Here is an 18,297-nt window from a genome sequence, read left to right on the forward strand (position 1 = left end):
GCGCCCCTCCCACCGCCGCGTGCCCGCGTGTGCGTCAGAAGCCGGGTGCGTCTTCTCGCATCTCGCGGTCGCTGCGGGCCGGCGTGGTGACTCCGGCGGAGTCCCACGGCTCCGCCCTCGGCGAGTCTTCGCCGGGGCCGAAGCCCTCGACGATCTCGCCGAACTTGGTGCCCTTTATCTTGTCCTGCGCGGCCGAAGCGGCCTTGTTCGCCTGGACCCGAACCGAAGTCGCCACCTGCTGGACCCGGTCGTTACCGGTTACCTCCCGGCTCCAGCTAAGGATCTGCTCGTATCGCTCCCTTCCTGCCTTCGCACCCAGGACGTAGCCGATCCCGAGTCCGGCTACGAAATACCATTTGCGCATGGTTGCCTCCCTCGGCTCGGCGAGTTTTCGAGCCGTTACTTAGCGCGTTCGCATACAGCGGCCATTCTGCCTCATCAGGGGGTGCCCCGAAGGTCCATGACGGAAACGCCCTGGGGTGAATCAGTGGTTCACAGCCTCTCTGAGCGTTCCTCGCCGAATCCGGGCGAACAGCCGGTCGGCTTTCGAAGGACCGTCCGGGTGCCGAGTTGGACCAACGCCACACCGCCCCCCGTGGCGCGGGGGCGTGATGGTCCTGTACTCTCGTATCCGGTTCGCACGGTGCAAGCCGAAGCGGTCCCCCTTCCCCGATAGCTCAATTGGCAGAGCATTCGACTGTTAATCGAAGGGTTGATGGTTCGAGTCCATCTCGGGGAGCCAAAACCGCACATGTGCGCAGGTCAGACGCTATTAAGTTTGATCTGCGCCATTGGCGTGTCTGCCGCCGGTACGCTTCCAGTACACACTACTTCTCGTCGGATCGCAAGCCTTCAGGCTTGATCACCTTCAAACGGGCCGCGTCCATCCGGTCGGAAACCTCGTCGAGCCGGTCCGGCAACAGGTGCCCGTAGGTGTTGAGCGTCTCCGTCGCGTCAGCGTGTCCGAGCATTGTTTGGACCACCTTCACGTCTGCGCCCTCGGCGATCGCGAGGCTAGCGGCGGTGTGCCGCAACGCATGCGGCGTGATGCCCTTGTTGTCCAGCTTGGCCGCCGTCAGCGCCGGGTTGAACTCTCGACGCCTCCAGTTGCCCGCCCGCAGCGGCGTACCCGCGGGGGTGGTGAACACGTAGCTGTCGGCTTCCCGACCCTTCACCAACGGCGCCATCTCCTCGGCCACCGACGCTGGCAGCGGCACCGTGCGCGCCTTCCCCGTCTTCGGCGTGTCCTCGTACAGTCCGCCCTTGCCCTCGATCAGAGTGGACTCAATGCGGATGCGTCGGCGCGTGATGTCGACGTTGCCGACCTTCACCGCCGCAGCCTCCCCCCACCGCAGGCCCACATAGGCCAACACGAGGATGAATACCCGCGTCACATCCCGCTCGGCTGCGTTCGTGAGCGCCTCCACCTGCGCGACAGTGAGATAGACCTTGCGGCCCTCGGGTGGCTTCGGCAGCGGCACCGACTTGGCCGGGTTCACCGCGATCCTGTCGGGCACGCACCAGTCCAGGATGCGTGAGAGCACGCCGTGTACTTGCCGCTTCTGCGATGCCCCGCATTCGAGCCCGCCGAGCCATGCGGCGATGTCGTCGCGGCGGATGCGCTCGACCGCCATGTCGCCCCACCGCGGCTTGATGTGGTTGTCGATCGCGATCCGGTACAGCCGCAACGTGGACCGCTTCTGCTTCACCTGCGCGGCCATCCAGGTCTCGGCGACGTCGCCCAGGCGGACACGGCCGGCGTCGGGATCGCGGTAGGCGCCGAGGTTGCGTTCGTTCTCCAGTTTGGTTCGTAGCGCGTCAGCATCTGGCTTGCGCTCCACAGACCTTGACCGCTGCTTGCCGTCCGGGTCGCGCCATCGGACCCGCCATCGCGCAGGTGGCCTGCGGCCGTCCGCCTTGGCCTTCTCGACGGCCTCACGATAGGCCGAATGCTCCATGCGGTCCTCTACCCACACCCGGGCCATTACTCACCTTCCTTGCCTAGATGCACCTCAACCTCAATTGGCCCGGCCTTCGTCCCGTGGGCTGTGACCACGTAGGGCCGTTCAAGGCCGCGGGAGGCGAGGAACCGCGCAAGCTCAGCACGGATCTCCTTCTCGTAGGGCCGGTTCTCGGCGATGAAGTCCTGATAGCTCCCCACTCCCCCGGTGATGGCCTGCTCACCATGCATCCACCGCCACACCAGGTCCCAAGGCGCGCCGACCTTTTCATTCAGCCAGATGGCTTCGTCGTCGTCGTCGTCGGGTTTAACTGGCATCAGCAGGGTTACCGGCGAGACGCCCACCGCGAGTGCCAACGCCACCAAGTCGTCTACATCGACGCGCCGACCGCCGGCCTCGATCTTCGTGATTGCCGTTGCTGCCATTGGGCGGCCTAGCTCGGTCATGTTCTCCGCCACTGCGCGCGTGGACATTCGACGTTCCCCACGGATGCGCCGAAGGTTCGCACTCACCGCGCGTCCGACCACAGAGGGCGTGTTGGCTCGTTTAGCCGGTTGCTTTGCTTCCATCATCGGAGTATTGCACACCAAGTTGCGAAGGGTTGAGACCTCGTGTCATACTCCCATCATCATCTTGAATGCTGCCAAGTTGGCAGTGATTCAATCCAAGGGAGGGTGACGATGGCCGAAGTTCGAAGCTTGGCAAGTGTCGACGACGCGGCGGAATTCCTCGGAGTCCCCAAGGGGACGCTCGCTCAATGGCGCTACCTCGGCAAGGGACCGCGCTGGTCAAAGATCGGCCGCTACGCCCGGTATCGCTGGGAAGACCTCCAGAAGTACGTCGATGAGAACGCCAAGGGGGGCGACCGGTGAGTCAGACACGAGAAAGCCGCCCCGAGCAGCAACCCGAGGCGGCAGAAAACAAGGTCAGCCAGACCACCACCAGGATAACCGACGAAGTACCCACCAGCGTCTATGACGTCGTCGCCTCACTCGACCGGCTCGCCGCCGCCCTCGCTGACGAACGCCGCGCCTATGAGGACGGGTTCAAGGCCGGCTACGCCGACGGCTACCAAGTCGGCCACGTCCACGGCGAACGCGTCGCAGACGAGACATGGTCGTGGGCGCTGGGTGCCATCGGGGTCGGGAAGCGCGAAGCCAACCCCGACCACCGCGGCGCGAACCGGTGGCGCCTACTCGCTGGCCTCGGCCCCAAGGAACTGGAGACCGGCCAATGAGCGACCAGAAGTGCGAGAAGTGCGGCAAGGCGATTGTCCCCAGTCTTCGGGTTCCGGACTACATGGTCTGCGAGGGATGCCAAGCCCATTCTTCACGATGTGAGTGCATACCAACCGGGACTGAATCACTTCGGCGAATCAAACTCACCCCGGCCTCGGACATCGAACCCGAGCCGGTCATATGGGCGTGGGAAGACGGACCCGACCGCGGACGCATACCCGCAGGGGCACTCACCCTCGCCGCCGGCCGCGAGGGCACCGGCAAGTCCAGCTTCGGAATCTGGCTCGCCGCCCAACTCTCCCGGGGTGAACTCCCGGGCACCTTCCATGGCCACCCAAAGGCCGTCTTCTACTGCGCCGTAGAGGACTCATGGTCGCGCACCCTCGTCCCGAGACTCATCGCCGCCGGTGCCGACATGTCCCGTGTCTATCGCGTCGAGGTCGAAGACGTCCGGTTTGGCGAAGTCATGGTGTCGCTCCCTGCCGACGTCGAACTCATCGAGAAGGCCATCGCCGAATACGACGCCGCCGCGCTCATCGTCGACCCGATCATGTCGACGCTCGGCAGCGGTACCGACGCTCACCGGACCCAGGACGTCCGGCGCGCACTGGAGCCGCTGGTGCGCATGGCCGAACGAACCAAGGCGCTCACGCTCGGCATCATGCACTTCTCGAAAGCGTCCGGCACCGACGCCTCACAGCTCATCAGCGGGTCCGGTGCGTTCAAAGACCTCGCCCGCGCCATCCTCGCGTTCGCTCGCGACCGGGAGACCGACGAGCAGGTCATGACACAGACGAAGAACTCGCTAGGCCGCCTGGATCTGCCTTCACTGGGCTACCGCATCGACAGCGTCGACATTGACACCCGCAAGGGCAAGGCGAACGTGGGCCGCCTGGAGTTCACCGGCGAGTCCGAGCGGTCCGTCGAGGACACGCTCGTCAGTCGTGACCCAGGGGAGACCAGCGAGCGTGGTGAAGCCTCCGCGTGGATTCGGGACTACCTCACCCACTGTGGCGGGTCTGCGCTCGCTAAGGACGTCATCGAGGCAGCCAAGCATGCCGACTTCAAAGAGGACCCCATCCGCAAGGCCCGGGCGAAGGTCGCGACGACGAAGCGCAGCGGGTTCGGCAAGGGTTCAACGGTGACGTGGTCGCTCATAGATTCCCCCATAGATGCCATAGATGCCAGCTCTCGTGGCGTGGCATCTATGGCATCTATGGCGGCACCTATGGAGTCGGAGTCGGCCACGTCGCACATGTGGTGGCCCGGCCGCAGCACCGGCGAGCACGGCCGCGACTGCACCGACTGCCGCCAAGCACCAGGCGGCCCCGACCACGCCCAGGAGGCCGGACAGTGAGAACGGGTCATCATGTCGGGCCGCTCGCCTATAATTCAACACATGGTGAATTCTCAGAGCGCGCCCCACCGGACATGCGTCCGCTGCGGCGACAACGTGCCAACCGCAAAAATCGTCCAAACCGCACGGTTCGCAGACAAGACCGCACCCATCCCAGACTGGGCCATAGCCTGCTCACGCGAGTGCGCCCAGCGACACAGCCTCGCAGAAGCAGGCCGCACCACCCGATGCGCCATGTGCCCCAAGATCGTCCGCAAAGCCGACAGCATCAGCGAACCCGCCAGGCCCGGCCGCCGCCGCATCTACTGCTCCGACACATGCAAACGCGCCCGTGAACGCCAACTCGCCCGAGGCTGGCGCACCATCGGCAAAGGCGTCGCCGGACTCCCCAAGGCACCCAACGACAGCGCCGACTCCGCAACATGGGCCGCGCACACCGAACGGCTACGGCGCATCAGCGCCGACATCGACGCCACCGCCGCATCAACCCGCGAGACCGGCACCCGACCCGACGGGGCCGTCAGCGAATCGCTCGGGAGCCTCCGCCGCGCACTGATCGAGCGCGTCACCGAATCCAACATCCGCGCCCGCCGCAGGCACGGCGAGGAACGCGCCCGGGAACTGAGCACCAAGGCCGCAGAAGCCGCAAACGCGGGCCGGCTTGACCGCGCCCACCGACTCAGCCGAGCCGTGGTGGAGGCCCTCGCCAGCCTCCCCGACCTACCCGACACCGACGACCTGGAGCTGACCAAATGACCATGACAGCAGCGAAGCGCCGACACGCACTCGCAGGCTTCAAGTCCGCCAACGAACGCGCACCGATCATCGCGCAGATCGACCGCGCCTCCGATGCCCGCAGGACACGAGCCCGAGCCAGAGCCCTACGCATGTGGCGCGAAGCTCGCGGCATCTCGAAGGCCGAACACGACCAGATGCTCAAGGCGCAGAGGGCCAAGGGGACAGGCCGGGGGGCACCCACTGTACGGGAAAATAGGACATACCTCTGAGCCCGGCCCCATGGCTCTTCCTGTGCAGGCGGTTCCCACGAATCGGTCTCTGAGGGGCTGGGTGTGAGTGTCGGTTCTGTGTGGGCCGTCCTGGTGCAGGTATGCGTAACCCGCTGGTAGTCGCTTAGGGTGGCTCTCAGCGGGTTGTGTTTTGCCTGGTCAGAGTGGTTTTCCGTCGTGCGGGAGGGGTTAGGGGCGTCCTTGGCGTTGGACGCCCCTGGTTCGGGTCGGGTTCTCGACTCCAACGCGCGACAGTATCGCGGAAACGGACATCTCCACTACGAACCGGGCCCCAAGGGCGTCGGTAGTAGCGACGCTCTTGGGGCCCTTATTCGGCGACCACCGAAAAAGCCTGGTGACAATCTTGCGGAGACACGCAAAGTAGGGCCAGCGGCGGTGCTCCCAGGGAACCTACCGTCCAGATGAGACTAACGCTTCGCGCGCAACGTCAGCCGGAGGGGAACCTAGAGCTTGCCGTCGGCGGCGGCTCCGGCGAGAATCCTTGCCGCTTCGAGGCGCCATTGCCGTTTCCGGTCGGCGGGGGTGGACTTCCACAGGTCGCGGCACACCATGCCGACGACGCGGCCGTGGTCGTGGACGACTTCGGCGAGCGGGGTGAGTTTCTCGGCGACGTTGACCAGGTTCACTCGGGCCACGTCGGGCCCGGCGTCTTCTATGGCGTAGGTGAAGGGTTGGACCTCGAACACGCCGAGCACTGTGCCCGGCAGTCGGTCTAGCAGTCCGTCAGTGTTCATCGCTGCTCCTGGTTCTCCTTGGCGGTGGGGCAAGGCCAGGCCATGAAGCACTCTTGGCACGTCTTTCCGTCGCGGGTGGCGATGTGGAAGCCTGCGGCTATCTCGGCGTCGGTCTTCCGTTGCTGCTTCGGCATGTGTCCCCGTCGGTCGGCCCTGTGGTTGTCGGGCCGTCGGCGTTACCGCGTCAGCGCCAGCGTCCGCCTACCCGGACGGCTCGCGCCGGGATCAGCAGCGGTAACGCCGACGGCCTTGCAGGAGACCGTAAGGGCATTGAGGAGAGTGAAGGGGCACAGAATGTACCCCCAACGACGAGAGCGGCTCTCGCGCTCAGTCGACCAGGCCGACGGCTGCGGCAAGCTCGCTCGCGCTCTGTCGCAGCGGCTTCGGGCCTTCCAGCAGTTGCAGCGTCATCCGGCGGGCGAACCCGTTGTAGCGGACAGTCTCCGGCGCGGTCCGCTGCGCATCGTGCAGCGTGGCGAGCGCTTCGGCGAACTGGCCTTGGGCGTGTTGGGCGCGGGCGACTTCGACCAGGTGCCGCGAGCGTCGCGGGTTTGAGGGAATCGCCGCCGGATCGGTGCGCCGCGCGTACTGGAGTGCGGTCCCCGGTTGCGCCAGCTCGACGGCCGCCGTCACCGCGTGCGCGCCGATGATCGCTCGGCTAAACGACGTCTGCGGGTGGTAGTGGAGCTCAGGGAGCCGTGAGGCGACGTCGTCGGCACGGTCCCACATCCGCCACGCCTGGCCGGCCTCGCCCGCCCTGGCTGCCGTGTAGGCCGCTTCGAAGCTCAGCGCCCCGTACATCGACAGTTCAGCCGTCTGCGCGTCCGGTAGCCGCGGTTCCAGCATCCGCAGGGCGCCGTCGATGACGTCGGCTGAGTCGTCCCACTGGCCAGCGTCGCGGTGGACCTGACACATGAACCAGACCGCCGAGGCGATCACGGCGCGGTCGCCGGACTCTTGGGCGGCCATCATGCCGCGCTCGGCGATGCGCCACAACAGGTTGCCGTCGGGCTGGTAGGCGGCGAACATCTGGGCCAGGTTCATCACCTCGGCGAGGATCGCGTATGCCTCGCGCCGCTCGGCCAGGTCGGCAGTGGTCGTCGCCGCTTGAGCTTCGGTGATGAGGCCGGGGAGGAGTTCACCGAGGGCGGTGCGGTGGTTGGCCGAGGCGTGCCGGACCCGCCAGGCGTCCGCCAGGCGCAATCGCAGGTGCGCGAGGTTGACCTCATGTGGCTCGGCGAGAGCAAAGTTGTTGACGGCCTTGCGGACAGCGGTTAGCGCCGGGTGCCCTGGGCCGCGGAATGACTCGATGGGCAAAGGCTGGTCGCCGACGAGGTCGGCCACGTCGCGGATGTTCAACACTTCGGCGATCTTGAGGAGGGTCTGCAGGCGCGGCATCTGCAACCGGCCCGTCTCGACGGCCTTGACCCAACTGCCGGACTTGCCGAGGAGCCCGCCGAGGACTTCGCGGGTCTTGCCGGCGCGGTTGCGGTAGTACTTTAGGCGTGCGCCGAAGGGCATTGCTGAGTCTGAGGGATCAACGCCGTTCATTCTCCCAGGCTACGGCCTACAGTCTCATGGCGCCAGCACAGAGGCCCGCCCCGAGCGCGACGACTTGGAGCGGGCCGACGGCAAGCCTAGACCTCCTTGCGGGCCTTATGGATCGCGAGCAGTGCGAGCGCCCCGACTGTCACCAGGCCGTCAACGGCGATCGGCCCGAGGTGGGCCGACAGCGGGTCTTCTCCCCAGTGTGCGAGTAGGCCGGACATGTGCCGGTAGGACACGACAGCGGCGACGACGGCGACCGCGCCGACCCCGGCGAACCGCACCAGCGCGTACCCGACCGAGGCAGGCCAGCGGACGCGGGCCATGACTTCGATGGCGACGACGAGCGCGACGGGCCAGAACGCGGCCCCGGCAACCTGCGGCAGGCTCCTCGTGCCGTCGCTGACGACGTTCACGGTGTGGAGGATGTTGGCGCCCACGGAGGCGCCGATCCCGAGGACGAGCGCGAGCCAGGCGGTTGCCGCCGCGCCCCGCGGTTGTGCCGGGACTTGCCGCTCGCCTGCCGCTTCGGCAGGGGTGTCAGCTTCGGTGACACCCTCGGCAAGGGTCACGACGCCGCCGTTACCCTCGGCCTTGACTTCCTTGATCCGGTCGCGGCCCCACCGCTCGGAGCGGCCGAACTCGGCGCCGAGCTTCGCGCCCGACAACGGCACCCCAGCGGCCACAGACCGCCGGTAAGCCTCCCGGGCGTCCTCGCGCTCGGCCGAGTACTGCTTGCGCTCAGAGTGCGTCACAGCGCCTCCCCAAGCTTGGCGTCCTGCCCGGCACGGATCGCGGACGTGAGCGCGTCGTGAAACGCCTCCCACGTCGCAGTGACTCTCGGGTCATGGTGCAGCTTGTCCTTGAGCCGTCGGCCCCTGCGGGCCTCGGCCTTGGCCTGGTCCAGGCTCAGTTCGCCCCAGAGGATGTACCAGAGGCCGTTGTTGCAGTTCTTGAGCCGCTCGACCTCGGCTGCCAGCTCGGCGTTCTCGACGATCGCGTCGTCGAGGGTTTCGGCCAGGCGCTCGTTCTCGGCGCGCACGTCATCAACGACGGCCTGGGAGCCGCAGCCGCAGCCGTCGACCTCGGCGCCGGTCACCTCGGCCACGGTGTAGCCGTACAGTTCGAGGTAGGCGCGGATGCTGTCGTCGCAGGCGGGAGAGCTGTAGATGTCGATGGCGGACCCGTCGCCTCGGGTGCCGCGGAGGAGGTGTGTCGCGGCGTCGCCGCACCGAACCTCGGGGAGCGGGTGGGTAGAGTTGGTCATGTCGGAACCTTCCGTTCAGGTCCCGGCTTCGCCCGGTCAGCGGTATCAGCGCTGGTCGGGCTTTCGCTTTTCAGTACGCACTAGGTACACACACTTAGCGAAACGCCGAGAAACATTGCGATTCGTTGAGTGCGTCTTACCTGCGTAATGACGGTTTTCGAGCTGTAACCGCTGGTGGCTATCCCGCCCGGATGTAACGAAGGGTTGATGGTTCGAGTCCATCTCGGGGAGCCACCACCTTGAGACAGTGGGGCACGGCCCGGTCAGCGGCAACGCTGAGCCGGGCTTTTTTCATGCCTCGGAGTCGCTTTCCGGCAGCAGAGCTTCCAGAAGAGGGCTGCCCCTCCAAGCCGAGGAGGCAGCGCACTTCATGCCCGAGAAGTTCAAGAAACCCCGCATGCACGGAGAGCGCAGAGTAGGCGACCGTGAACCAGAGGTTGCCGTGGCCCGTCCCCCGCCCGCGCAGGGAACATCGTGCCGAGCCCGGATGAGTTCACGCCTCGCACCTGCGCGCCGTCGGATTTCGCCGTCAGACACGGCAGTCACCGAATCGCGCCCCCAGGAGTCGACTCGAATACACCGATCACCCTGTGGCGCTATGTGTTCACTGTTATCCAAATTGACACAATGCAATATACGTCGGGGTATTGACCGGGTCTGCACGGTTCAGTAGCCTTCAGCCGAATACGTTTGCACTGTGGAGTGGTCACCGCCGTCACCCGGCATCGGCGTCGACCCTTACCCCGGTCGCGCCCCTGATCACGCTCCACTTTGCATTTCTCGCCGCCGGGCCCCTCGCGGCCCGGCCTTCTGAAGGAGCAATGCGAGCATGCACGAACCCCGAGAAGCACCTCAAGTCACACAGAAGACGAGACGCCGAACGATCGCGATCGCAGCAGGCGTGGTCGGCGCGCTCGGCGCAGGCGCGCTGACGGTCGTCGTGGCGACCAACGCCAGCGCCGACCCGGGATGCCAGGTCGACTACCGCATCGTCAACGACTGGGGCTCCGGCTTCCACGCCGACGTCAGCATCACCGCCGACGAGGCGATCGACGGCTGGACCATCGAATGGGACTTCGCCAGCGCTGTCTCCGGCATCAGCGCCTGGAACGTCACCGACCAGTCACTTGACGGCCGTCACTTCACCGCCTCGGACTCCGGATGGAACGCCGTCATCGACGAGGGCGAGACCACCCGGGTGTTCGGCCTCATCGGCTCCGGCCCCGGCGCCGACATCACCGACGTCACGATCAACGGCGAGTCCTGCGGCAAGAACGGCGAGGTGCCGTCCGAGGAGCCGACCGAGGAGCGGACCGGCGAGCCGTCCGAGGAGCCGACCGAGGAGCCGACGACGGACGTGCCCACTGAGGAGCCGACCGAGGATCCGTCCGACGATCCGGGCGCCGAGGACCCCCCGGCGGCCGCCGACGGCCCCGTGGGCTACGCCGCGATGAACGGCGGCACCACCGGCGGGTTCGGGGCCGCCACCGTCAGCGAGCACACGGTCGGCGACGGCGACGCTATGTACGGCCTGCTCAAAGAGCATCGCGACGCAGGCTCGGACGAGGGCCTGGTCATCTACGTCGACGGGACCATCAGCCCGAGCAACTGCTCGTGCGTCAACATGGACGTCAGGGACGTCGAGAACGTCTCGATCATCGGAGTCGGCGACGCCGGTGAGTTCGACGGGATCGGATTCAACGTGTCCGGGGCGCACAACGTCGTCATCCGGAACCTCGAGATCCACCACGTCAGCGAGGGCGGCGGCGACGGGATCGGCGTCCAGAGCGGCAGCTCGAACATCTGGATCGACCACAACGAGATCCACAACGAGTACCCCGATGTGGACAAGGACTACTACGACGGCCTGATCGACATCAAGGGCGGCTCGGAGTACATCACCATCTCCTGGAACCACCTCCACGACGCTTGGAAGACGATGCTGACCGCCTCCAACGACAGCGAGGGCGCCAACGGCGACAAGATCACTTACGCGAACAACCTGTTCGAGAATCTGGGCTCGCGCGTGCCGCTGATCCGACGCTCGGAGGTGCACATGCTCAACAACTACTTCCTCGACATCGGGGACACCGCGATCAACGCCCGCATGGGCGCGCAGGTCCTGGTCGAGGGGAACTACTTCGAGAACGTGGGCACCGGCCGGGCCGACGGCAACACCGGCCACGTCAAGGGCGCGGTCGGCTGGTTCTACGGCAGTCCCGAGACCGGCTACTGGCACCTGGTCGACAACGCCTTCGAGAACACCGCGCACGAGCACCTGGAGTCGACCACCGACTTCACCGTCCCGTACGACTACGACGCGCTCAGCCCGGAGCAGGCCCGCGACCAGGCCCTGCGGCACACCGGCACCGGAGCACTCGGCTGATACGCCGATAGAACGGCACGGGCACGGCCCCGCAACCGGGTGCGGTTGCGGGGCCGACCTGTATCAGTCCCTGCGGGTTCGCGGGTCCCGCACATACCGACTCGGCCGGAGTATCGTCCGGGGCTATGGCGACCAGGAAGCTCAAGTCCCTGCCGGTCGGCACCGGTGCCACCGGCACCCGCGTCGAGACCGATTCGATCGGCTCGATCGAGGTACCCGCCGAGCACTACTGGGGTGCGCAGACGCAGCGGTCGCTGATCCACTTCGCGATCGGCGACGACCGCATGCCGCACGAACTCCACCACGCCTACGGCCAAGTGAAGAAGGCCGCGGCGCTCCTCAACGCCGACGCCGGCCGGCTCGACCCGGCCGCCGCCGAAGCGATCGTCGCGGCCGCGGACGAGGTGATCGCCGGCGAGCTCGATGCGGAGTTCCCGCTCCGCATCTGGCAGTCCGGGTCGGGGACGCAGTCGAACATGAACGTCAACGAGGTGATCGCCAACCGCGCCTGCCAACTGCTCGGCGGCGAGATCGGGTCCAAGCACCCAGTCCACCCGAACGACCACGTGAACATGGCGCAGTCGACGAACGACGGGTTCCCGACCGCGATGCACATAGCGACGCTCCTGGCGGTCCGCGACCGGACGCTGCCGGGGATCAGCGCCCTGGCCGACGCGATCTCGGAGAAGGCGCGGCAGTGGGTCGACATCGTCAAGATCGGACGCACGCACCTGCAGGACGCGACGCCGCTCACGGTCGGCCAGGAGTGGTCGGGCTGGGCCGCGCAGCTGCGCGACGCCGCCGCCCGGTTGGAGCGCTCGCTGGAGTCGATCCGCGAACTCGCCGCGGGCGGCACCGCCGTCGGCACCGGTATCAACGCCCCCGAGGGTTTCGGGGAGGCGATCGCGGCGAAGCTGGCGGATCTGACCGGCCTGCCGCTGAGGACCGCGTCAAACAAGTTCGCCGCGCAGGGCTCGCTGGACGGGATGGTCGCCGTCAGCGCGGGCCTGCGGGGCGTCGCGGTGGCGCTGATGAAGGTCGCCAACGACATGCGGTGGCTCTCGTCGGGGCCGCGCGCCGGGCTCCAGGAACTCAGGCTGCCGGCCAACGAGCCGGGCTCCTCGATCATGCCCGGCAAGGTCAACCCGACGCAGCAGGAGGCCGCGGTGATGGTCTGCCTCCAGGTGATCGGCGAGGACTCGATCGTCGCATCGGCCGGAGCGCAGGGCAACTTCGAGCTCAACACGATGCGCCCGGTCGTCACCGGCAACGTCCTGCATTCGGCCCGGATCCTCGCCGACGCCTGCGAGAGCCTCAGGGTCCACAGTGTCGAGGGCACCGAGCTCGACGCCGACCAGGTCGCCACGCTGGTCGGGCGCTCGCTGATGCTCGTGACGGCGCTGAGCCCGCACCTCGGCTACGAACGGGCCTCGGCCATCGCCCACAAGGCCGACCAGGAGCGGACGACGCTGCGCGAGGCGGCGCTCGCGCTCGGCGTGGACGCTGACGACTTCGACCGCATCGTCGACCCCGCCACTATGGTCGGCGACCCCCGTAGGGACCTGGACATGGAGGAGTGATCCCGTGCGGCGGTGTCGAAATCGCCGACGAAGTCGACCGGTGCATCGCCTGGCACGCCTCTGCTATCGCGTACATCATCGGGCGCCGCCGCATCGACGGCCTCAGGGAACGGGCGCGGCGCAGGCTCGGCGCCCGATTCGACATGCGGCACTTGACGACCGCGTCCGCTCCAGCGGTTCGATCCCGCTGAAGACCATGACCGGCGTCGTCGAGGACTGGATCGCCGAGACCATTACGACCTAAATAGCGACAAGTCATGTGACTGCTGACACTCTTCGAACACGGCCTGATTAAGGCCGGCTGAACACGATGTTTCGAAGGGGAAAGATCATCATGGCCCTCACCTCTCCACGCACCGCGGAGACCATCCGCGAATCGGCGGGTCCCCGGCCGGGAGCCGGCGAGAAACACCTGCCCACCGCCCGCATCTGGACCGGCCGCATCCTCGGCCCGGTCCTCGCCCTCCTCGCCTACTTCCTCATCCCCGACAACCCGGCGCTCACCGACGCGGGCCGAGCCACCGCCGCCGCCGTGATCCTCGTGGCCGTCTGGTGGATGACCGAGGCCCTGCCGCTCGCGGCCACCGCACTCGTCCCGATCGTCGCCCTGCCGTTCCTCGGGATCATGCCGGTCGCAGAAGCCACAGCTCCGTACGCCTCACCCACCGTGTTCCTGTTCATGGGCGGCTTCATCATCGCGCTGGCGATGCAGAAGTGGAACCTCCACCTGCGCATCGCCCTGCTGACCATGCGCCTTGTCGGCACCAAACCCCGCCGCCTCGTCCTCGGGGTCATGATCGCCACCGCGTTCCTGTCCATGTGGGTCTCGAACACGGCCACCACCATGATGATGCTGCCCATCGGACTGAGCGTCCTCGCCATGGCCGCCAAGCCGCTGAACGGAGAAGAGACCGAAGACGAACCCGACCCGGCCGTCAAGCGATTCGGCGTCACCCTCATGCTCGCCATCGCCTTCGCCGCGACCATCGGCGGCCTGTCCACGCTCATCGGCAGCCCGCCCAACCTCATCCTCGCCGGTTTCGTCGAGCAGGAATACGGCCTCAGCATCGACTTCGCCGACTGGATGATGATCGGGGTCCCCCTCTCGGCGGTGTTCCTCGTCATCGCCTGGCTGCTGCTGACCCGCGTCATCTTCCCGGTCAAGATCACAGAGATCGCCGGAGGCAAGAGCGTCATCACCGATCACCTCAAGAGCCTGGGCCGCATGTCCCGAGGCGAGTGGACCGTCCTGTGCGTCTTCTCCTCCACCGCACTGCTGTGGGTGTTCAAGGACTTCATCACCGAATCGGCCGCGATCACCTCGGTCCTGCCGTTCGCCGCTTACCTCGACGACCCCTCGATCGCCGTCGCCGCCGCCGTCGCGCTGTTCCTCATCCCCGTCTCGGCCCGCAAAGGCGAGTTCGCGATCGACTGGAAGACCGTCCAAGGCGGCATCCCGTGGGGCGTCCTGCTGCTGTTCGGCGGCGGCCTGTCCATCGCCGGCGCGGTCAGGGACACCGGCCTGAGCGAGTACATCGGCACCCAGGTCGGCGGGCTCGGCACTCTGCCGACGATCCTGCTCGTCGCCGCGATCTGCCTGATCGTCCTCATGCTGACCGAGCTCACCAGCAACACGGCCACAGCCGCCACGTTCCTGCCGGTCCTCGGCGGCGTAGCCGTCGGCATCGGAGTCGACCCACTGCTGCTGCTCATACCGGCCGCGTTCGCCGCCACCTGCTCGTTCATGATGCCCGTGGGCACCCCGCCCAACGCGATCGTGTTCGGCTCCGGGCAGGTCACCATCGGCCAGATGGTCCGCGCCGGGGTCTGGCTCAACCTCATCGGCATCGTCCTCATCACCGCCGCCGTGTACCTGCTAGGCGGCCCGGTGCTCGGCATCGACTTCTAGGCCGGTCGGGACCACCGGACACCCCCTAGCACAATGGTGTCGTGAAGCTCAAAGGGACGCGGCCGTCTGTCGCGCGGCAGGTGCTCGCGCTGCAGGCGGCCGTGGTCGTCGTCCTCCTCCTGGCCGGTGCCACCCTCGTCTACCTGGAGGCCAGGCGCGGCGCCGAGACCAAGGCGACCGCCGAGGTCACCGGCCTGGCCGTCTCCCTGGCCGCCCTGCCCGAAGTGCGCGAAGCCATCGGCGCCGACGATCCGGGCCCGAAACTTCGCGGCGTCGCCGACGCCGTCGGCGACGCCGCCGGAGTCGACTTCATCGTCTTCATGGACACCGACCGCACCCGCTACACCCACCCCAACCCCGAGCAGGTCGGCAAGTCCTACATCGGCACCGTCGCCCCGGCCCTGGAAGGCCGGGTCCACACCGAGGAGTACACCGGCACACTCGGGCCCTCGGTCCGCGCGATCGCCCCGATCCGGGACGCGAACGGCGAGGTGGCCGCCCTCGTCTCCGTCGGCATCCTGCAGCAGAACATCGGCGGCGAGCTCCGCCGCCGACTCCCCCAGCTCCTCGGCTTGGCCACGCTCATGCTCCTCGTCTCCGCCGCCGGCACCTGGGCGATCAACCGGCGCCTCCACCGCCAGACTCTCGGCCTCGGCCCCGCCGAGATCACCCGCATGTACCAACTCCACGACGCGATCCTCCACTCGGTGCGCTCGGGACTTGTCGTCGTCGACGACGGCCGGGTCGTCCTAGCCAACGACGAGGCGCTGCGGCTCCTCGACCTGCCCGAGGACTACGAGGGCCGAGCCGTCGAAGAGCTCGGTCTGACCGGATCGGTGGCCGACCTGCTCGCCACCGGCAGGCCCGCCGAGGACGAACTGCACGTCCACCGCGAGCTGGTGCTGGTGGTGAACCAGCGCCCGGCCCTCAAAGGCGGCCGCACCCTCGGCACCCTCGCCACCTTCCGCGACCGCACCGAACTCCAGGCGCTCACCGGCGAGCTCGATTCGGTGCGCGGCTTCGCCGAGGCGCTCCGGGCCCAGGCCCACGAGTCGTCGAACCGGCTGCACTCCATGGTCACCATGATCGAGCTGGGGCACGCCGAGAGGGCGGTCGAGTTCGCCACGACCGAGCTCGCGACGGCGCAGCAGCTCGTCGACGGGATCGTCTCGCGCGTGAGCGAGCCGGCGCTGGCGGCGCTGCTGCTCGGGAAGGCCTACCAGGCGGGCGAGAAAGGCATCGAGTTCACGGTGGAGGGCGGCACCGCCGACGGCGGCGGCATCGAACCGCGGGACCTCATCACCTTGGCGGGCAATCTCATCGACAATGCCTTGGACGCCGCGGCGGCTGGCGGCGCGCCGCGGCGGGTGACGGTGTCGATCGACCAGGACGCCTCGGGCCTGACGCTGCGGGTCGGCGACTCGGGACCGGGTCCGGCCACCGACCGGCCCGAGGAGATGTTCGAGCGCGGCTGGTCGACGAAGGCCGACGACCGCCCGCACGGCCGCGGCCTGGGCCTGGCACTGGTGCGGCAGGTCATCGACCGCTACGGCGGTACCGTCGCCGTCGACACCGAACCGGGCACGGTCTTCACCGTCCGGCTGCCCCGGCCCGAAGGGACACCCGAGCCATGATCGAGACCCTCGTCGTCGAGGACGACCCGCAGCTGGCCGCCGCCCACGTCCAGTACACGGACCGGGTGCCGGGCTTCCGCGCCGCCGGCATGGTCCATTCAGGCCGCGAAGCGCTGGATTTCCTGCACCGGCGCGGCGCGGACCTGGTGCTGCTCGACTTCTACCTGCCCGACATGTCCGGTCTCGACGTTTGCCGGGGACTGCGGGCGGCGGGCGTCGAGGTGGACATCATCGCCGTCACGTCGGCGGCCGACACGCAGACGGTGCGCGCCGCCGTCGCGCACGGTGTGGTCCTCTACCTCATCAAGCCGTTCACCTTCGCGGCGTTCAGGGAGAAGCTGGAGCGCTACGCGGAGTTCAGCAACCGCCTGGCCGAAGGCGGGAAGGACACGGCGCAGCACGACGTGGACCTGGCGTTCTCGGCGCTGCGGACCAGCACCGGCGGCCCGCTGCCGAAGGGGCTCAGCGGCGAGACGCTCACGGCCGTCGTGGACGCGCTCAAGGCGTCGAGCGAGCCGCGATCGGCCAGCGAGATCGCCCAGGAGGTCGGGATCGCGCGGGTCACCGCGCGCCGCTACCTGGAGCTGCTGGCCGACCGCGGCGTGGTCGCGCGGCAGCCGCGCTACGGGGGAGCCGGACGCCCCGAGCACTGCTACCGGCTGGATTAGAACGGCCCTCCGTGGAGCCACAGGGCGATCTCGGGGGTGGTGAGCTCGGCGATGCGGGCGCGGTAGCGCTCCAGGTCGTCGTGGTCGAGCAGGTCCCTCCACTGGCCGCTCGATCCCTTGTGGAAGAAATCGGCCCTGTCCTTCCAGATGGTGCTTTCCGGGGCGAGAGTCTCGGCCCTGCCGCGCACCTCGTCGAAGGTGGCGGCACGGACGAGCTGCGGCCAGACGTCCTCGTCGATCGCGATGCCGAGGACGTCCGCGAGCCGGCGCATCTGTCCGTCGAGGTCGGACTTGAGCTCGTCGTAGTGCATGAGAACGACGTTGGCCTCGCCGCGGCGCTCCCAGAGGCGCTCGATGTGGGTGATCATGCCCTTGAGCCCGATGATGACGTCGTCGGAGTCGACCCAGTTCCAGAAGCGCTCGTGGAGGGTCGGGGCCGGCGGCGGCTCCGAGCCGAGGTCGGCCCGCTCGGTTCCGATCGCCTCTTCGCGGATCCTCATGACGACCTCCATGTCCATGTTGGCCATGTGGTTGTCCATGGAGATGCCGACGTCACGTGGGTCGCGGCCGATGCCGACGTAGGTGACCCTCTCGTCCCAGGGCAGGCCGTCGAGCGGGGTGTGGGACTTCATGAAGCGGCGGTGCTCCTGCGCCTCCAGGGCGGCGACGAGGTCGTCGTGGCGGCGGAAGAAGGCGTCTACCCACAGCGAGAGTTCGTCGAGCGGCTTCGGCAGCTCGGGCCGCCCGAACACCAGCAGGCCGCAGATGATCTGCGTCCAGGTGGTGCCGCATTTGGCGGGAGTGGTGACGATGATGTCGCCGTCGCGGAGCTCGACGCCGTCCCATCGGGCGTTGTCCATGAGCAGGCTCTGATAGTGCGTGGCGGGTGCGGCCACTGTGTTCCTCCTTGCGCGAGAGGACGGGTGAAGTTCCTGAATTGCGTGGATTGACCGTTGTCGACCAGACTACAAGCAGCTCAGTGCCGACCAG

At 67.6% G+C, this 18,297-nt stretch carries 18 protein-coding genes and 1 tRNA gene; 10 read left to right on the top strand and 9 right to left on the bottom strand.

What is annotated here, in order from left to right:
- Positions 1-34: 34 nt before the first annotated feature.
- A complete protein-coding gene (locus L0U85_RS09890; RefSeq protein ID WP_241377595.1) occupies positions 35-364 on the bottom strand; it encodes a hypothetical protein in 330 nt (109 codons plus the stop codon).
- Positions 365-666: 302 nt separating this feature from the next.
- On the opposite strand from L0U85_RS09890, the gene L0U85_RS09895 reads away from it, so the two are divergent.
- Positions 667-742 (top strand) — tRNA-Asn (locus L0U85_RS09895).
- 85 nt (positions 743-827) lie between these two features.
- Here L0U85_RS09895 and L0U85_RS09900 read toward each other — a convergent pair.
- A complete protein-coding gene (locus tag L0U85_RS09900; protein WP_241377596.1) occupies positions 828-1,985 on the bottom strand; it encodes a site-specific integrase in 1,158 nt (385 codons plus the stop codon).
- Entirely contained in the window at positions 1,985-2,434 is a 450-nt protein-coding gene (locus tag L0U85_RS09905; protein WP_241377597.1) for a helix-turn-helix domain-containing protein, read from the bottom strand. Before L0U85_RS09905 ends, L0U85_RS09900 begins: the two co-directional genes overlap by 1 nt.
- 207 nt (positions 2,435-2,641) lie before the next feature.
- Between L0U85_RS09905 and L0U85_RS09910 the strand changes: the two genes are divergently transcribed.
- The 4 genes from L0U85_RS09910 (at position 2,642) to L0U85_RS09925 (ending at position 5,312) form a co-directional block, all read left to right on the top strand.
- Positions 2,642-2,833, top strand: a complete 192-nt coding sequence (locus tag L0U85_RS09910) for a helix-turn-helix domain-containing protein (RefSeq protein ID WP_241377598.1) — start codon at positions 2,642-2,644, stop codon at positions 2,831-2,833.
- Positions 2,830-3,198, top strand: a complete 369-nt coding sequence (locus tag L0U85_RS09915; protein ID WP_241377599.1) for a hypothetical protein — start codon at positions 2,830-2,832, stop codon at positions 3,196-3,198. The genes L0U85_RS09910 and L0U85_RS09915 overlap by 4 nt, the downstream gene beginning before the upstream one ends.
- Positions 3,195-4,556, top strand: a complete 1,362-nt coding sequence (locus L0U85_RS09920) for an AAA family ATPase (protein ID WP_241377600.1) — start codon at positions 3,195-3,197, stop codon at positions 4,554-4,556. The genes L0U85_RS09915 and L0U85_RS09920 overlap by 4 nt, the downstream gene beginning before the upstream one ends.
- Positions 4,557-4,790: 234 nt before the next feature.
- Positions 4,791-5,312 carry a hypothetical protein gene (locus L0U85_RS09925; RefSeq protein ID WP_241377601.1) on the top strand — a complete coding sequence of 174 codons (522 nt, stop codon included), beginning with the start codon at positions 4,791-4,793 and terminating at the stop codon, positions 5,310-5,312.
- 715 nt (positions 5,313-6,027) lie between these two features.
- Here the strand turns inward: L0U85_RS09925 and L0U85_RS09930 are convergent.
- From L0U85_RS09930 to L0U85_RS09950, 5 genes are all read right to left on the bottom strand, one after another.
- Entirely contained in the window at positions 6,028-6,318 is a 291-nt protein-coding gene (locus tag L0U85_RS09930) for a hypothetical protein (protein ID WP_241377602.1), read from the bottom strand.
- A complete protein-coding gene (locus tag L0U85_RS09935; protein ID WP_241377603.1) occupies positions 6,315-6,452 on the bottom strand; it encodes a hypothetical protein in 138 nt (45 codons plus the stop codon). Before L0U85_RS09935 ends, L0U85_RS09930 begins: the two co-directional genes overlap by 4 nt.
- Positions 6,453-6,645: 193 nt before the next feature.
- The gene (locus tag L0U85_RS09940) at positions 6,646-7,839 is read right to left on the bottom strand and encodes a helix-turn-helix domain-containing protein (protein WP_241377604.1); all 1,194 of its coding nucleotides are present in this window, start codon (positions 7,837-7,839) and stop codon (positions 6,646-6,648) included.
- Between the two features lie 116 nt (positions 7,840-7,955).
- Entirely contained in the window at positions 7,956-8,618 is a 663-nt protein-coding gene (locus L0U85_RS21280; protein WP_241377605.1) for a DUF2637 domain-containing protein, read from the bottom strand.
- The gene (locus tag L0U85_RS09950; RefSeq protein ID WP_241377606.1) at positions 8,615-9,130 is read right to left on the bottom strand and encodes a hypothetical protein; all 516 of its coding nucleotides are present in this window, start codon (positions 9,128-9,130) and stop codon (positions 8,615-8,617) included. Before L0U85_RS09950 ends, L0U85_RS21280 begins: the two co-directional genes overlap by 4 nt.
- An 829-nt stretch (positions 9,131-9,959) precedes the next feature.
- Here L0U85_RS09950 and L0U85_RS20640 point away from each other — a divergent pair.
- The 5 genes from L0U85_RS20640 (at position 9,960) to L0U85_RS09980 (ending at position 17,307) form a co-directional block, all read left to right on the top strand.
- The gene (locus L0U85_RS20640; protein ID WP_277605615.1) at positions 9,960-11,516 is read left to right on the top strand and encodes a cellulose binding domain-containing protein; all 1,557 of its coding nucleotides are present in this window, start codon (positions 9,960-9,962) and stop codon (positions 11,514-11,516) included.
- Between the two features lie 125 nt (positions 11,517-11,641).
- Positions 11,642-13,096, top strand: a complete 1,455-nt coding sequence (locus L0U85_RS09965; protein WP_241377607.1) for a class II fumarate hydratase — start codon at positions 11,642-11,644, stop codon at positions 13,094-13,096.
- A gap of 334 nt (positions 13,097-13,430) precedes the next feature.
- Positions 13,431-15,005, top strand: coding sequence for an SLC13 family permease (locus L0U85_RS09970; RefSeq protein WP_241377608.1), 1,575 nt, complete (start codon positions 13,431-13,433; stop codon positions 15,003-15,005).
- A gap of 41 nt (positions 15,006-15,046) precedes the next feature.
- Positions 15,047-16,639: a sensor histidine kinase gene (locus L0U85_RS09975; RefSeq protein ID WP_241377609.1), complete on the top strand. Its 1,593-nt coding sequence runs from the start codon at positions 15,047-15,049 to the stop codon at positions 16,637-16,639.
- Positions 16,636-17,307 carry a response regulator gene (locus L0U85_RS09980; protein WP_241377610.1) on the top strand — a complete coding sequence of 224 codons (672 nt, stop codon included), beginning with the start codon at positions 16,636-16,638 and terminating at the stop codon, positions 17,305-17,307. Before L0U85_RS09975 ends, L0U85_RS09980 begins: the two co-directional genes overlap by 4 nt.
- Here the strand turns inward: L0U85_RS09980 and L0U85_RS09985 are convergent.
- Positions 17,304-18,203, bottom strand: a complete 900-nt coding sequence (locus L0U85_RS09985; RefSeq protein ID WP_241377611.1) for a sulfotransferase domain-containing protein — start codon at positions 18,201-18,203, stop codon at positions 17,304-17,306. The two genes, L0U85_RS09980 and L0U85_RS09985, sit on opposite strands and share 4 nt — an antisense overlap.
- Between the last annotated feature and the right edge of the window lie 94 nt (positions 18,204-18,297).

The sequence above is a fragment of the Glycomyces sp. L485 genome (genome assembly GCF_022548875.1).
In the GTDB taxonomy this organism is placed as follows: Bacteria; Actinomycetota; Actinomycetes; order Mycobacteriales; family Micromonosporaceae; genus Glycomyces.